Raw genomic sequence first — 16265 nt, forward strand, 5'->3', positions numbered from 1 at the left:
GCCAAACTTTTCTCACAAGTTTAGCGGTGAGTTTATTTGACAGATATTTAGTTACCAAAAAAGGAGAATTTATGATGAAACGGAATGATTTGCTGAATGATGTTCTGCCAAGAGATTTCCAAGAAACAATTGAGTTAGCACAAATGCTTTGGCGCCGCCACCCCGTACCAGTGCAGCTATTTCTGGTAATGTGTTTCAATTTGATAATTGCCCCGGCTGTTTACGCGGCTGCGGATGAAGGTTTGACAAAGAAAGCTGCCTGGGGTTTAAGTCTACTGGGTTTGGTGATTATCGGGCTGGCTGTTTATCTGTTCGTCGTAATTTTTCAGCCGGAAAGATTTTAGTCAAATATCGTCAACAAACAATTACCAAGTAGCTAATCATTGAGTGAAGTGATTTATGAGAGAAATAATCAGAGCAATTCGCGTTACGCTAGTTTTGTGGGGCCTTACAGCCATTATTTACCCGTTGGTAATGCTAGTAATCGGTCAAGTTGCTTTCAATTCGCAGGCAAACGGCAGCTTAATTACTAAGCAGGGAGTTGTAGTCGGTTCCTCGTTAATCGGTCAACCCTTCAGCTCGGATAAATATTTTTTGAGCCGCCCCAGCACCACAAATTACAGCAGCTTTGCGACAGCAGATTACGACCCGACAAAGGCAGATAACTTAAGTCAAAGAACAGGTGTTTCGGGAGCTAGCAACCTGGCTCCCAGTAACTCGGATTTGCTGAAGCGAGGTAATGAAAAAGATGGTTTTCAGGGCGTGCAAGTTGAATTAGACCGCCTCAACAAAGCTGGTATCAAACCGACTGCTGATTTAGTCTACACTTCTGGTTCTAGCCTCGATCCGCACATTAGCGTTGAGGCAGCTCGATCGCAAATTCAGCGGATAGCAACGGTGCGATCGCTCAATCTCAATCAAGTAGAAATGTTGGTAGCTAAAAATACAGAGGGCAGATTTCTCGGCATTTTCGGCGAACCGGGAGTTAACGTCCTCCAACTGAATTTGGCTCTCGATCGTTTACAATAGTTTACAGTCAGTAGTCATTAGTCAGTAGTCAGTAGTCATTAGTCATTAGTCATTTGTTACTTGTTATTTGTTACTTGTTATTTGTTACTTGTTATTTGTAGCAACCGCCAACTACCAACTGACAACCTCCAACTACCAACTGACAACCGCCAACTGACAACTACCAACTGACAACCGCCAACTACCAACTGACAACCGCCAACTGACAACTCACTACTGACAACTCACTACTGAGCTATGATTCACTCTAGCGAACTTACCAACAATCCAGACGCGGTTTACGCCCAACCGAACCGCACTTACGATCGCACGCCCCGCCGGGGAAAGCACAAAATATTTATCGGCATGGCCCCCGGTGTCGGCAAAACTTTCCGAATGCTGGAAGAAGGGCATCGACTCAAATCTGAAGGCATTGATGTCGTCGTCGGTTTATTAGAAACTCACGGGCGGAAAGAGACAGCAGTTAAAGGCGAAGGACTGGAAATAGTGCCGCGAAAACAAATGCAGCGAGGCCTAAAAACTCTAACAGAAATGGATACAGAAGCTGTCATAGCACGCCGCCCCCAATTAGCATTAATAGACGAACTAGCTCATACCAACATTCCCGGTTCTCTCCTAGAAAAGCGATATCAAGATGTCGAAGAAATTCTGAATGCTGGGATTGATGTTTTCTCCACGCTAAACATTCAGCACATAGAAAGTCTCAACGATTTAGTAGCTCGAATTACCGGAGTTGTAGTGCGAGAGCGAGTGCCAGATCGCGTCCTCGAAAATGCTGACGAAATACTCGTTGTCGATGTCACGCCGGAAACTTTAGAAGAAAGGTTGCTGGAAGGCAAAATCTACGCTCCTGAAAAAATCGAACAATCTTTAAAAAACTTTTTCCAGCGCCGTCATTTAATTGCGTTGCGAGAACTCGCCCTGCGAGAAGTCGCAGACAGTGTTGAAGATGATGCAGCAACTTTAAAAGGTCAACATTGCAACATTCACGAACGAGTATTAGTATGCCTCTCGACTTATCCGAATTCCTTGCAACTGCTGCGGCGGGGTGGGAGAATTTCTAGCTACATGAATGCCCCATTTTACGCTCTTTTTGTCGATAATCCCGATCGATTTTTAACAAAAGCCGAAAGCTTGCACGTTGAAACTTGCCAGAAGCTTTGTCAAGAATTTAACGGGCAATTTCTGCGGGTGCAGAGTCCCAATATAGCAAAAGCAATTTCCGATGTAGCGAAACAGTATCGCATTACTCAAATTGTGATTGGCGAAAGCCAGCAATCCCGCTGGAAATTGCTACTGCGGGGTTCTTTGACTCAACAGTTAGTGCGATCGCTCAAACACGTAGATTTGCATATCATCGCTACCGAAAAAAGTCATTAGTTGTTAGTTATTAGTTATTAGTTATTAGTTATTAGTTATTAGTTATTAGTTGTTAGCTGTTAGTTGTGAGTTGTTAGTTGTGAGTTGTTAGTCATCAGTCATGAGTCATTAGTCATTTGTAACAAATAACACATAACAGATAATAAATAGATATAACTTTTGGAGGATAAGAGACTCTAGCTGATGGCGGAGGCGCTCGAAGCTTTTACCTGTCAAAATCGCACTTGGTAAACCCGATTAAAAGTGCGATCGCTATGGTGGATGATTACATTTTCAACTTGCTAGTTATTGGCATCCTCCTGCTGACCGTTACCTTGGGTTCGGGATGGATTTCGCGATTGCCGATATCTTATGCCTTAATTTATCTCATTGTCGGTATCGGATTGGGGCCCTACGGCGTCAAGCTGATTGACTTGCGTCCCGAAGCTCAATTTTTACAAAAACTCACAGAATTTGTAGTTATTATTTCTCTGTTCAGTTGCGGCTTAAAAATGAATCGCCCGCTACAATTTTGGGCTTGGAATTCCACAGCGCGGTTGATCGGTTTTTTAATGCCAATTTCTATTTTTGCGGTGGCCGCAGTCGGTCATTGGTTTGTGAAATTAGATTGGGGGGCTGCGATTTTATTGGGAGCAATTCTCGCTCCCACCGATCCAGTTTTAGCCTCAGAAGTTCAGTTAGCACATATAGACGATCGCGATGAATTGCGCTTTGGTTTAACATCGGAAGGCGGTTTGAACGATGCTTTAGCTTTTCCCTTTGTTTATTTCGGCATTCATGCACTAAAAGATAACAACTGGCCGAACTGGTTTTCGCAGTGGGTAGCAGTTGATTTGATTTGGGCGATCGCAGCAGGTATCGTTATGGGCATTTTAGTAGCTAAAGCCGTCACTTGGATCGATCGCCAACTCCAACGCTATCGACCCGCCGATCAATTAATGGAAGATTTCATTGCTCTCAGCACAATTCTGCTCACATATTCCCTCACCGAAGTAGTCAACGGCTACGGATTTCTCGCAGTCTTTGTAGCAGGAATTGTCGTGCAGCGGAGTTACATAAACCCAGAAAAATCGCTTTCCCAAATGCACTTTATCGAGCGCATTGAAAAGTTAATGGAAGTAGGAACTATTTTACTATTAGGTTCGCTCCTGCGCCTAGAACCTATGTTCGCATTTGGAGGCTACTCCCTCTTAGTAGCTGGATTGTTAATCTTTTTGATCCGGCCTGTGGGAGCTTGGATCAGTACGGTCGGCAGTCCTTTGCATCCCGCCAGCCGCTGGCTGTACGGTTGGTTTGGCATTCGTGGCGTCGGTTCTATCTATTATCTTACCTATGCTTTTGGTAAAGGTTTGAAAGGCGAAAATGCCGAAATAATTGCCTGGATTACCTTTACAACCATCGTGATGTCTGTGATTTTGCACGGCATTAGCTCTACGCCGTTAATGAACTGGTACGAGCGCCGAGTAAAACCTGGGGTACCAGATTTAATTTAATTGAGTAAGGTGCGTGACTTTAATAGTCCTGGACGCAACTGTCACGCAACAATCGACTTGTAGGGTGCGTCAGGCGAAGTTCTCTAACGGCGATCGGGAATTTCGGGAGCTGACGCACCTTACTGTATAATCTAAAATCGACTTGTAGGGTGCGTCAAGCGAAGCTCTCTAACGACACCGAAAGAAAAGAAGATGATAATTTTTTCGATAACTTTAATATAAACGTTCCCGGAATCAAACATGGATAGATTTGAATTTCAGCTAGCAATGCTGCAAAAAGGAGCAGAGGAACTAGAGAAAAAAATAGCTAACTTCACAACAATTATGATGCAATTAAAAACTACGGCAATTACCATTTGGGTAGCGTTGATTGGTTGGGTTTTTACAAGCAAAATAGATGCGTTGGTTCCCCTAGGATACGTTATAATTTTTGGTTTCTGGTTTTTAGAAGCTACCTACTGGAAGGTGCAATTTTATTACATACAAAGAGTCCATGCAATTACCCAATTCTTAAATAATGAAAGCGCCTTAGATAAAAGTTTTGATACTCGCTCAATTCCGGAAGGTCTTGTTCACCCGCTCGGTTCATTAAAAACAATTAAAATGCCTTCTTTAGGTCGAGCTATCTGCGCTCCATCAATCTATATTTTTTATACCTTTTTGTTTGCTGTTAATTCGGTCGTTTGGTTGATAACTCTTAAAACAGCCCTCTAACTGGGTAATAGCCCAATGTGCGAGCGACCGGACAATATCTGCCATCCCAACTAACTAAAAGTGTAAATTGGAGGTTCAATTTGCTTGCTACTCCAAAAAATGGTTGCTTTATGTATCGTTTGGGTGAAGAGTTCGCCTGTTCTCTCCTCAATACTCTGTTGGTTATTTTTAAATAATCAGAACAGTTCGCGATCGACTACTACTACGACAGCAACCTCTTATATTCAGGACTTAGGCAACTGGCATACTCAAATCAAGCTGTAGGGTGCGTCCGGTGAATTTCTAGAACGATTATTGAGGGTTTAAAAATCTGACGCACCTTACTAATTGTGACTATTTCCAATTTTAAAAGGACACGACAATGCAGTCCTTACCCGCAGCTAAACAGGTTTCACCCCAACTAATAAAGCGAGTTCCCGCCACTTCCAATAACAGTCTGCATCGGTAAAACCAAGTTCTCTAAACCAGCGCAGTTGCGTTTCCATATCGAGCAATTTATTAGACGGATCGTCTGGGGAATCGCTAATACCCAGCGCCTCTCGAAATCTCTCATGCAAAGCCGGAGTTGCAGACGCTACGTGTTCCAAATTGCAAAAAATGCCTCCGGGTTCCAAAAGCTCGAAAATCTCAGCGTAAAGCGAACGTTTGCGATCGTCCATTACGTGATGAATCGCAAAACTAGAAACAACCGCATCAAACTTTCCCAAATCCGGTAGCGAGTCATCCAAATTGTGCTCGATTACCGTGACATTTTGGTCATCAGCAAAGCGAATTCTGGCTTTTTCCAGCATTGTCGGCGAAAAGTCGATCGCCACACATTCAACATTTGGTCGATCGCACTTAAGCAGACCCAACAACCGCCCGTCTCCCGTGCCCACATCCAGAATTCGCTTAACATTTTTCGGCACTTCCTCCAACAAAACCGCTTCACCTTCTGTGCGGTGGGGGATGCCATCAGCCTTAGCAAGATACCACAAAGCGTGTTCCGCAGAAGTCCAAAGATTCACTTGACTCATAAATTTTCAACTCTCATAAAGCTCGCCATTTTTGCGAGTAAAAATCCAACCATTATCGCTAGCTTTCGCAATTAGATCGTCATCGGGATATTCGGCACTATCTCCCGGAGTGCGATCGCCCATTTCCAGATAAACAACATCTGAATTCGATCGGTTAACCAAATGATGCCCGTCAGCATCACCCGCCGGAAAACCCGCCGCCATACCCGGTTTTAGGACTTGCTCCCCCGAATTTGCAATCAAAGTAACTTCCCCTTCCAGAACATAGATTAACTCATCTTGACGAGTATGCCAGTGCCTGAGAGCAGAACAACTTCCCGGCGCAAGTCTCACCAAATTTACTCCAAAATTCTGCAATCCGGCGGCATCTCCCAAGCGTTTTTTAACTCTTCCCGCAACCACAGATTTAAATTCTTGGGGATAATTAGATCCTGTACGTTCCGGCACATTTTCAGGATTGACAATCATAATGACTACCAAAATTACGTCTCTAAGTTTAACACTTGTTTAATTTTTTACCAGGTAGTTTTTGCGAATTTAACTTTTCATAACTCATGCCCAAAAATGTTTGACGCACTACTTATAGCGGTAAGGTGCAGCCGTACACCCGACATAATGGCGGTTCTGCGTCCGGGATTGTTTTTAATAGAATGCGCTCGCTATACTAAGTTTTTTGAGAAGATTTAATACTCGCTCAGTAAATCCAGAAATAGGCAACAGCCAATGTTAAAACAGTCAGCGGTAGACCAAATCGTAAATGTTCCCAAAATGACAACTGATAGCCGAGTTTAGCAACAGCCTCGGCAACAATTAAATTAGCAACGGAACCCAGCAGAGTGAGATTGCCAGCCAAGGTAGAAACAGAGGCTAGTAACAACCAAGTTTTGGTGTCTGGGTGAGGAAGTAAATGTTGCAATAGCAGCACTGCCGGAACATTTGAAACTAAATTTGAAAGCAAAGCCGTCACCCCCAATATGCTCAAAGGATTGCCAACTAATCCTTTAAACAAATCTAATATTCCTAACTTCTCTACCCCTTGAGTAACAACAAACAATCCAGAAAACATCACTAACAAATCCCAGTCTATTTTTTTCAAAATGCGATCGGGTTTGACTCGTCTGGTGATGAACAGTAAACCTGCCGCTACTAAAGTAGCTTCAGACGGCGGTACACCGATTAAAAATGCTACTAATAATCCTCCAGTTATTAAGAGACTTTTAGTTAATAAAGGTTGGAAAACACGGTAGCGCAAAGGAGTTGCTATTAAACAAGGCTTGGTAGAGCGAACTTCAGGATAGAGCCACCACAGCAGCCCGATCTGTATTAGCAGACTTACCAATGCAATCGGAGTCAAGGCTTTGGCAAAGTCTAGATAGCTAATACCCGAAAATGAGCCGATCAAAATATTTTGAGGATTGCCGCTCAAGGTAGCAACCGAACCCAGATTAGTTGCTCCGGCTAAGGCAAGTAAGTAGGGAATAGGATTCAGGGTAAGAGCTTGGGTTAAACCTAAAATTAAAGGAGTAAGAATTAGGGCAACGGTATCGTTGAGAAAAAAAGCTGATAGTATCCCGCTTCCAAATGTTAAAACAATTAGTAAACTGAATGGACTCCGGGTAAAGCGCATCACTGTATCAATCGCTAATTGAAAAAAACCGGAGCCAGCCAGGTTAGCGCTAATCACCATCATACCGAACAGAAAAATCAGCGTTTTATAGTCGATCGCACTCCAAGCTTCTTTAAGGTCTAAAACTCCCAACGCCATCAGTAATGATGACCCAACTATGGCAATACTGGCTCGATTCATCCGTAAACCTGGCAGATAGCCTAAACCTAAGCCGATGTATGTTAGTCCAATTACGATGAATCTGAAAAAACTCATGATGCAAAATTTAGCAAGTTTAACAAAAAATCGAACTTTGTCTGCTGCTCCACGATTAAATAATGAAGTACATCCCGATCGCGTGCCGTAGGGACACGGCACTGCCGTGTCCCTACAAGAGCTATGTACCTCGCGAACAAGTGATTCGTGCCGGAGGTCTAGCTATACTTTGAGAGCCGTCTTTCCTTGAGTGAAAATTTGTCTAATTTAGATTATTCACAGGAGGCAAATTGGGGTTTGGTGGGTCAAAAGATACAGATTGTCCATCTACCCTCAAGCCAGTAGCTTGTAAAACCTGACCGTAACTGTTGCTAGTTCCAAAACCCTCAGCCTGTACTTTATCTCCCGCCTTAGCCAGACTTAATAACTGCATTCCGACATGAGGCGGGAACTTCACTTGAGCGCCACTAGACAGGATAACGCCATTAATCTCTCCCCGATGTCCTACCAACCATTGCTGGGCAGTTCCTTCTACAGATAAGTTACTGTAGTTGCTTTGCAAGGGAGGCTGGGGGGGAACGGCAGGAGGCTGCTTTACTAAAGTTTGGTTGGTTTGAGAATTAGTAATGCTTTTGGCTTTCACCTCTTGGCCGAAGCGAGTGGAAACGCCAGGAGTCCCAGAAACACTCACCCCAACACCAGGGGCAATCATCGCCACTAAGCTGTCTCCCATATGGGGCCCAAATTTCACTTGCAAGCCATTACTCAGCAAGACTCCATCTACCTTACCTTCAGGATTGAGAAGATACTGCTGTACTTGTCCGGTAAAAGTGGTTTCACCGGCTTCGGGAGGGGGCAGGGGCTCAAATGCCATCTGGCGGTTGGGCTGAATCTGAGCCTTCTCTAGCTTGGCTTCTGGGGGGCGTTTGGCGAGAGTGAAATTATTGGCAAGAGTGTTGTAAACCCCGAAACCACAAAAAGCAAGCGCGACTCCGCCGATGCCACTGGTTAAGATTAGCTTTAGCTTTTTTTTGCGCTCTTCAGCTTGAATTTGCTTGGCTTTGAGCTGCTGTAAAGCTTGTTGAATCAACTCCGGTGGAATTTGTACCTCTGCCCCAGCCTGCATAAGTTCTGACAAGGAATAACACTGATTTTCTTTGGCATATAACTCAGCAGCAAGAGCAAAAACATCTGGAGCGATTTCTTGGGAAATGCGAGGTTCTGACTTGTTCATAACACGGACTGAACGGAATTCAGGCGATAACTAAAACTTGGTAGTGCAAACATCGTGCCAAATGTATTCCCAGCGGTTCGAGCAAATGGCACGATGTTTGCACGCTTTGAGTCGGATTACTTTCCCGGTGATGACGAAAAGTTGTGCGATCGACTTGGCATGGTTTTTGCACTAGCAATCTTACTACCTGCAAACGAAGCACATCGCATATTACCAGGAGGCCTCTATCAAAGCATTAAATCCCACAAGCTTGCTCAAAAAAGTGACTGTTCTGTTAGGAGTTGCTGCTGCTAGTTCCCTAATCAGTTTCCCAGTCTTGGCACAGCTCAATCCGAACCCCAGTATCTCTAACGAGCCTCCCTATAATGGTTCCCCGTGTCCCAGGCCCGATTCTCGGCGAAGTCTGCGACCAGCCGAGTGCGGCCCGCCAGGCCGTTACCGTCAAGCAATCTACGGTGGGCCACCAGCTTTCGGCAAAGGCCCTGGTAAAGGTCGTCATCGCCGATCGATTGATGCTCCCGCGCCCCCTCGCCGGCCCGCAGGCGGGCAACCTCCAGCTTACAACCCACCGGCAGGCAGTGGGCCAAACTACAGCCCGCCGCCAATTCCTGCGCCCGATCGCCAACCAAGCTACAGCCCGCCGCCAATTCCTGCGCCCGATCGCCAACCAAACTACAGCCCGCCGCCAATTCCTGCGCCCGATCGCCAACCAAGCTACAGCCCGCCGCCAATTCCGGTGCCCGATGGCCAACCAAGCTACAGCCCGCCACCAATTCCGGTGCCGGTTCCTCCGGCAAACTAAGGGTTGTTCGCGGTTCGCGGTTGATTCTTGATTCCTCCCTTTCTATGAACCGCGAACTGCAAACCAAAAAGGACAGACGCTAAGGAAAGTTATTACAGCAAATTCCAGGTAATAGAAGTACATATCGAGCAGAGGTAGGGACACGGCAGTGCCGTGTCCTGCGAGGATTAATCGATAGGCGAGTGTACTTCATAACACTGGAATCTGCTGTAACAGATTTGATACGGGGGCGATCGAGATCGATCGCCCCAATCAAATATTTCTGTTTTCAAAGAAAGCAACGCCAATATCATCAGGAAAACCCATGTCAGAAAAGCGACAACCCAGCAAAAAGAGCCTGCGAGCCCTCGATTACTTGAATGTATTCCTAGCCGATGTGCGGGATGGTGTTGGGCCATATCTGGCTATTTATCTGGCATCCTCACAACACTGGAACCCAGCCCAAATCGGCATTGTGACAGCCGCTTCGTCAATTGCTACCGTTATTGCCCAAACACCAGCGGGCGCACTAATTGACAGGTTGCGCCAGAAACGGCTGTTGATTGTGGTGGCTGCGCTACTTGTGTCGATCGGCTGCATCGGCATCGCCCTGTTGCCGACTTTTCCAGTAATAATTGCCTGTCAGGTTTTGATTGGCGGTGCTGCAGCGGTTTTCCCGCCCGCTATTGCCGCGATTACCCTGGGGCTAGTGGGGCATAAGCGACTGGATCGGCGAGTTGGTCGCAATGAGTCATTCAATCATGCAGGCAATTTACTCGCTGCTACTCTAGCTGGTTTAATCGGTCAGTTTGTGGCGCATCAAGGGATTTTATTCCTGGTTGCAGTGATGGCAATTGGCAGCGCTATCTCAGTTCTGAGGATTCGCGAGAAAGAGATTGACCATGAGTTAGCGCGCGGTGCGACAGAAGATGATGAGGAAGACGATCGAAAAGAACATCACCTTGAAGGCATATTACAGCTATTGAGCGATCGCCGGGTACTCTTCTTTGCGATCGCCGTAATTCTATTTCACTTTGCCAATGCAGCTATGTTGCCTTTAGTCGGTCAATTGCTCGATCGGGGCGGGCAGGGCAGAGGAGTCGATGGCACAGTTTATATGTCAGCCTGCATCATCATCGCCCAATTAGTGATGATCCCCTCGTCTAATCTGGCCGGTCGTTTAGCAGATGCTGGTCGAAAGCGTATTTTCCTGATTAGCTTTTTGGCACTGCCGATTCGCGGCGTACTTTATACCCTCTGGGACAATCCCTATTTTCTAGTTTCCGTGCAAATCTTGGATGGAGTCGCGGGCGGTATTTTCGGGGTGCTTTCCATCCTGATGGTTGCTGATTTAACCAAGGGAACGGGTCGCTTTAATCTCACTCAAGGGATGCTTGCCACCTCTATTGGCATTGGTGCTAGTCTGAGTAATTTATTAGCTGGGTTTGTGGCGAAAAACGCTGGGTACAATGCTAGCTTTCTAATGTTAGCTGCGATCGCAACTTTAGCCTTAGCCGTTTTTTGGTTTCTTGTCCCCGAAACTAAAGAACAGAAGGCATTCGGGAACCGCAAATCTAGTCTAGCTCGATGATTTGGGCGATCGCGCGCCTCCGGGTGGAAACCCGGTTTCTGGCGAGATTTCTCGTTCCTCGCCGCACAATTTCGTAGAAACCGAGTTTCTCACCCTTCATATCAAATCCGGTAGCATCGGAATTATTAATATTACCCACACTCAGGACACGGCAGTGCCGTGTCCCTACAATTAACCGGGTAGGGACACGGCACTGCCGTGTCCTCGGTATCATTCCGATGCAACCGGAAACGATATCATACGGGGGCCTCTGAAACTATCGCTATGTGTTGTTCCAGCGTTAAATCTAATTGCTCTATTTGGAGATTCCCTTGAAACCCACTGCGATCGCTCCCCGCTGGACACTCCGACAGCAACTAACAATCCTCACCATTCTGTTTTTAAGTTTAGGTGGGGCGGCTCTGTGGCTGGTAGCCGAGTTATTTCAAAGCCGTTCCAGTGCAGTCATGGCAAGAAATCAAACCGAATTAGCCAATGCTGATGCTCGATTGATTAAGCTGTTTTGGGAATCTAACCAGGGGCAATCAGACAAGCCAAATAAGCAATGGGACAAACAACTCCAGGAACTTTCAACAGAAGCGCTTGCTGCCTTCCCGCGAGTGGAAGGGGGATTTTACCTGCTGCAAAAAGATCGGCTTTTGGGCTATGCCTATCCAACTCACGGAGGGGCATCTCCCAAAAAAGACATTCCCAAAGCTGAGGAAAAAACGATTTTAGAATTGACTCGCCGCGCCACAAGCCGGGGATTGCCCCAAGAATTAGTGCTGCAACCGGGACTCGATTTACTGGTGCTGCGCGCCGAGCCCTTGCCTCTGTGGGGTGCTGTATGGACAATGAAGCGCACACCTCTACCCAGTTCTAAGGATGCCCGTCAAAAAGTCTTAAGCATTCTTGTGGTTTTGATGAACTTGGTGGTAGGAGCCTGGACATTTTATATTGCCTTACAACTGCACTGGGGGGTACAGCGACTACAACAGAGTATCAAGGCAATGGAAGAGGGTAAAGCTGAACAAATCCCACCCTTGAGAGCGGAAATGGGACTGCTGGGAGAGGCAATTAATACCATGCACGATCGCCGTCAAGAGCTGGAACAGCGCTTGCGCCGAGTGGAACGTCTGGCATCTTTGGGGCAGTTGGTGGCGGGGGTAGCCCACGAAGTTCGCAATCCCCTTGCAAGTATGCGGCTCAATTTGCAGTATACCCAGCGGCAACTCCAAAAGCAGGGGATAACAACTTTACCAATTTGCAGCCTGTTGGAACAGATAGACCGTTTAGAGCAATTAGTAAGGCGGCTGTTATATTTTGACCAAAATCAGCAACAGGAAGAACTGGTTTCTGCTTCCCTAGAAATTGTTGCTGAAGAATCTGTTGCTCTACTGCATCTGAGAGCCCAAGAACAGGGAGTGACGCTGGTCTATCGCGCTGCGACTCAAACCTTACCCCTAGTGCCGTTGCGTCCTCGGGAGTTAGGACAGGTAATGGTTAATTTAATCTTGAATGCCATCCAAGCCAGTCCAGAGGGAGGTCAAGTATTGGTGGGAGTGGAACAGCAGCAGGACTATTTTGTTAGCTGGGTAGAAGACCGAGGACACGGATTGTCGCCAGAAGACCGAGAGCGGATATTTGACCCTTTCTATTCAACAAAACCGGAGGGGACGGGTTTAGGACTGGCAATTAGTCACGAGATTATCACTCGTCAGGGCGGATATATCGGCCTGGATTCTGAACCTGGTTGCACCCGTTTTAGCGTTTATCTACCTAAGAGCAGAGATTAAAGACTAGGCGGTAGGGGCTAGGATAATGGCATTCGATCGCAATCCCAATTATAAAATCTACAGATGGCAAAGATTCTAATTGTTGATGATGAAAAAGCGATGCGTCAGGCTATGGCGCAAATTTTAAAAGATGAAGGTCACTCGATCGTAGAAGCGGGAGACGGAGAGCAGGGACTCAAGATAATTCAAGGCGATGTTTCCTCTCGTCCTGACCTGGTATTTCTAGATTTGAAAATGCCTAAGACTCAGGGTAGTGCTGTTCTCAAAGCTTTGGGGAAAACTCTATTTGAATTGCCCGTAATTGTGATGACGGCTTATGGAACCAGCCGCACGGCAATTGAAGCGATGCAGTTGGGAGCCTACGATTACTTGACTAAACCCTTTGATTTGGAGGATTTAGTCAATCTGGTTCAGAAGGCTTTGGCTCATCACACCGCGTCGGGTTATCAAGTTGGGGAAGCAAATCTTCAGGCGATCGCACAACCAGAAGAGCTATTAGGGCGATCGCCTGCAATGGCACAAGTCTTTAAACTCATCGGTAGAGTCGCCCTAGGAAACACCACTGTTTTAATTGTGGGAGAATCCGGCACAGGTAAAGAGTTAGTAGCTTCCACCCTTCATACTGCTTCCAGCAGTCGAGGCCCCTTAGTTAAAGTTAACTGCGCGGCTTTACCAGAGCATCTGTTAGAAGCAGAGTTATTCGGTCACGAAAAAGGAGCGTTCACGGGAGCTAATAACCTAAGAATTGGTCGATTTGAACAGGCGAATGGCGGCACTATATTCCTGGATGAAGTAGGAGAACTCAGCCCGACAATTCAAGGAAAATTGCTGCGGGTGTTGCAGGATAAATCCTTTGAGCGGTTGGGAAGCAATCAAACCAGAACAGTAGATGTGCGGGTTTTGGCGGCGACGCATCGGAATTTAGAAAAGATGGTGCGGCTGAATCAGTTTCGAGAAGACCTTTATTACCGCTTTAATGTGGTGCGAATTGAACTGCCACCTTTACGCGATCGCCTTGAAGACTTAAATCAACTTACCCAACATTTTTTAAGCTGCATTGCCTTGCGAAATGGTATTAAAAGTCTAGCAATTACCGAGTCAGCACTGGAAAAACTTAGGAGTCATGTTTGGCCTGGAAACGTGCGGGAGTTACAAAATACCTTAGAGCGAGCGGCTGTTTTTTCTGGGGGAAGAACAATCTTACCAGAGCATCTTGTCTTCAACCAAGAATCTCTGCCGGATTTAAACTTGGAGCAAGCTGTAGCACAGTTGGAGACGAACTTAATCCGTCGCGCCCTAAATCTCTATCCCCACGAACCTCACAAAGCTTTAGGAATGGATGCCCAAAGCTTTGAACAGAAAAAGAAACAAAGGAATCTTTGACACTCAATTTCATTTGTGTTGTAATTAGCACTTTTTCGGAACAATTTGCGATCGCAAATTCAATCTCTGACTCCCGCCCAAAAACGGATAAAATCCCCCGACTCCTGTCGTGAGCCGCCCCAAATTTTAGACCCAACGACCGGCGAGCGGGCAACGCTCCTGTTCAAGCTCCCAGATTCATCTGTGAAGTAAATCTAAAATCTAAAATCTAAAATCTAAAATCGACTGACTCCACAAAATCCCATGACTTATCTAATTTCTGCACCCTCACAAGAAACACGCCTGGAGACTCAAACGGTTTTCTACCCAACTCTGCGGCAATTAGTACGCTTGTTGCCTATGGATCGCAAACGGGTGGTGGAGTATGTCCGGGAAGAAGCGAAGCACAATCCATTTTTAATCAACACTCCTGATTCATCTGCCCAGTCGGGAGGACGCGAAGCTTTGTTAGAGGATGTTTTACCGGATTGGTATCATCCTCCGGCCCAAGAATTGAGTCTTCAGGAGCATCTTTACGGACAAATATCAGCTCTATCATTACCGCAAAAACGAAGCGATGCTCTGATTTATCTGACTCAATGGCTCTCTCCCTCTGGCTATTTGGAAGGAAGTGCAGAAAGTTGGGCAGCGGGTACTGTTTGGAGTCCAAGAGAACTAGAAGCTGCCCTGCCCGCTCTCCAAAGTTTAGACCCTCCTGGAATCGGAGCGCGATCGCTGCGAGAATGTCTGTTGTTGCAACTTAAAGACCAGCCTCAAACTCTAGCTTTTTTATTAGTTCAATCCTATTTAGAAGCGTTAGAAAATTGTAGTGGTAGTTCTTTAGAATCAAAGCGAAATCGTGAATTATTGCTGCAAAAACTGCATCAAAATCCCCAATATTCTGACGCTAACATTGAAACACTCACCGCTGCCATAAGTCTAATTCAGGAATTAGAACCCCGTCCGGCTAGAAACTTTGGTCATACAAATGTTCCGATTGTCACCCCGGATCTGAAAGCAGAACGTCAATCGGGAGGAGACTGGCAAGTTTCCCCAATCTATGAGGTTAATCAGCGCTTTTGTCTGAATGGCGAAGCCATTGAACTGTTAGCGAAATCAAACAAACGTTCAAGAGATACCCAACGGCTGGAACTATTATTGCAAAAAGCTCAGAACTTACTCGCAGCTTTGAACCAATGGCAGGAAAATATTCTCAAAGTCGGTCAATTTTTAGTCGAGCGCCAGCAAGCCTTTTTAAACAGTCGGAATAAATTAGATTTAGTGCCAACCCCTCAGCAACTTGTGGCTCAAACGGTGGGACTTTCTAACGCTACAGTGAGCCGGATTGTCCGGGGACGGTATCTGTTAATTTGCGATCGACAAAATCAAACAATACCATTGGCATCTCTTTGCGTTGCTGTACGAGTAGGGGGACGAACGCCTCAACAAGTTCAGCAACTGCTGGTGCAATTGATTCAGGAAGAATCGCCGACTAATCCTTACACTGATGAACAGTTAGCTCAATTGCTCGGGATACGATTTGGTCTGCCTATTGCTCGGAGAACAGTCACTAAGTATCGCCAACTACTGAGTTTAGAATCATCCCACCGCCGAGAGACTGCTTCAGGAATCAAGAAGTAAGGTGAGTTTTTTCCAGTTTCTATTCTGCCTTATTCTAAAGGTTTCAAGGTAGTAGGATTTTCCCGAATCGGTTTAATAATAAAACGGCTGTTCGCCCGTACAAAACAATTTCCCTTTCCTGTGGAAATAGGCAGCCAAGGTTTGCCCTGAGTGTCAGCAATTACAATTCGATCGGCATTATTTCCCGTCACAGCTTCCAAGCGTTCTCCCCGCCGAAAAGTAGTTACCACAGGCCACTGCGAAACATTCTGTTTATTCCTTGCAAACAACTCAGCGGGCGCATTACCATTGTCTACAGAGATCGAACGAAATCGCTGAGCCATCCGGCAATTCAACCCTTGAGAATCCGAGTCATTCGATTTTAGATTTTAGATTTTAGATTTTAGATTGACCCCACGGATAAATTCGGGGGCTTGAGGATTTTAGA

General features: G+C 46.0%; 16 protein-coding genes. 10 read left to right on the forward strand and 6 right to left on the reverse strand.

The annotated features are described in order from the left end of the window. The first annotated feature begins 71 nt into the window (after positions 1–71). The 5 genes from kdpF to QUA56_RS17725 all read left to right on the forward strand — a co-directional run bounded on the left by kdpF (position 72) and on the right by QUA56_RS17725 (position 4616). A complete protein-coding gene (gene kdpF / locus QUA56_RS17705) occupies positions 72–344 on the forward strand; it encodes a K(+)-transporting ATPase subunit F (RefSeq protein WP_333026406.1) in 273 nt (90 codons plus the stop codon). Between the two features lie 55 nt (positions 345–399). Next, entirely contained in the window at positions 400–1029 is a 630-nt protein-coding gene (gene kdpC, locus QUA56_RS17710) for a K(+)-transporting ATPase subunit C (protein WP_333359848.1), read from the forward strand. A 237-nt stretch (positions 1030–1266) separates the two neighbouring features. Continuing rightward, positions 1267–2409: a sensor histidine kinase KdpD gene (locus tag QUA56_RS17715; protein ID WP_333359850.1), complete on the forward strand. Its 1143-nt coding sequence runs from the start codon at positions 1267–1269 to the stop codon at positions 2407–2409. Between the two features lie 224 nt (positions 2410–2633). Next, positions 2634–3902, forward strand: a complete 1269-nt coding sequence (locus QUA56_RS17720) for a sodium:proton antiporter (protein ID WP_333359852.1) — start codon at positions 2634–2636, stop codon at positions 3900–3902. 240 nt (positions 3903–4142) lie between these two features. Further along, a complete protein-coding gene (locus QUA56_RS17725; RefSeq protein WP_333359854.1) occupies positions 4143–4616 on the forward strand; it encodes a hypothetical protein in 474 nt (157 codons plus the stop codon). A gap of 380 nt (positions 4617–4996) precedes the next feature. Here QUA56_RS17725 and QUA56_RS17730 read toward each other — a convergent pair whose 3' ends face one another. From QUA56_RS17730 to QUA56_RS17745, 4 genes are all read right to left on the reverse strand, one after another. After that, positions 4997–5632 carry a class I SAM-dependent methyltransferase gene (locus QUA56_RS17730; protein WP_333359856.1) on the reverse strand — a complete coding sequence of 212 codons (636 nt, stop codon included), beginning with the start codon at positions 5630–5632 and terminating at the stop codon, positions 4997–4999. 6 nt (positions 5633–5638) lie between these two features. Then, positions 5639–6100: a cupin domain-containing protein gene (locus QUA56_RS17735; RefSeq protein ID WP_333359858.1), complete on the reverse strand. Its 462-nt coding sequence runs from the start codon at positions 6098–6100 to the stop codon at positions 5639–5641. A gap of 226 nt (positions 6101–6326) precedes the next feature. Continuing rightward, positions 6327–7616, reverse strand: a complete 1290-nt coding sequence (locus tag QUA56_RS17740) for an anion transporter (protein ID WP_333359860.1) — start codon at positions 7614–7616, stop codon at positions 6327–6329. A gap of 100 nt (positions 7617–7716) precedes the next feature. Further along, on the reverse strand, positions 7717–8688 hold the full coding sequence (locus QUA56_RS17745; protein ID WP_333359862.1) for a hypothetical protein: 972 nt from the start codon (positions 8686–8688) through the stop codon (positions 7717–7719). A 365-nt stretch (positions 8689–9053) separates the two neighbouring features. On the opposite strand from QUA56_RS17745, the gene QUA56_RS17750 reads away from it, so the two are divergent. Next, positions 9054–9521, forward strand: coding sequence for a hypothetical protein (locus tag QUA56_RS17750; RefSeq protein ID WP_333359864.1), 468 nt, complete (start codon positions 9054–9056; stop codon positions 9519–9521). A gap of 273 nt (positions 9522–9794) precedes the next feature. After that, entirely contained in the window at positions 9795–11060 is a 1266-nt protein-coding gene (locus QUA56_RS17755) for an MFS transporter (protein WP_333359866.1), read from the forward strand. Here QUA56_RS17755 and QUA56_RS17760 read toward each other — a convergent pair. Further along, the gene (locus tag QUA56_RS17760) at positions 11044–11274 is read right to left on the reverse strand and encodes a hypothetical protein (RefSeq protein WP_333359868.1); all 231 of its coding nucleotides are present in this window, start codon (positions 11272–11274) and stop codon (positions 11044–11046) included. The two genes, QUA56_RS17755 and QUA56_RS17760, sit on opposite strands and share 17 nt — an antisense overlap. Before the next feature lie 76 nt (positions 11275–11350). Here QUA56_RS17760 and QUA56_RS17765 point away from each other — a divergent pair, with 76 nt between their 5' ends. The 3 genes from QUA56_RS17765 to QUA56_RS17775 all read left to right on the forward strand — a co-directional run bounded on the left by QUA56_RS17765 (position 11351) and on the right by QUA56_RS17775 (position 15838). After that, complete coding sequence (locus tag QUA56_RS17765) at positions 11351–12835, forward strand: ATP-binding protein (protein ID WP_333359870.1); 1485 nt, start codon at positions 11351–11353, stop codon at positions 12833–12835. A gap of 63 nt (positions 12836–12898) precedes the next feature. Next, positions 12899–14218: a sigma-54 dependent transcriptional regulator gene (locus QUA56_RS17770; protein ID WP_333359872.1), complete on the forward strand. Its 1320-nt coding sequence runs from the start codon at positions 12899–12901 to the stop codon at positions 14216–14218. A gap of 243 nt (positions 14219–14461) precedes the next feature. Continuing rightward, the gene (locus QUA56_RS17775) at positions 14462–15838 is read left to right on the forward strand and encodes an RNA polymerase factor sigma-54 (protein WP_333359874.1); all 1377 of its coding nucleotides are present in this window, start codon (positions 14462–14464) and stop codon (positions 15836–15838) included. A 29-nt stretch (positions 15839–15867) separates the two neighbouring features. Here the strand turns inward: QUA56_RS17775 and QUA56_RS17780 are convergent, their stop codons facing one another. Beyond that, positions 15868–16161 (reverse strand): hypothetical protein, encoded by a 294-nt coding sequence (locus QUA56_RS17780; protein ID WP_333359876.1) that lies wholly within the window; start codon positions 16159–16161, stop codon positions 15868–15870. Positions 16162–16265: the final 104 nt, after the last annotated feature.

Source organism: Microcoleus sp. N3A4, from assembly GCF_036701805.1.
Lineage (GTDB): Bacteria > Cyanobacteriota > Cyanobacteriia > Cyanobacteriales > Microcoleaceae > Microcoleus.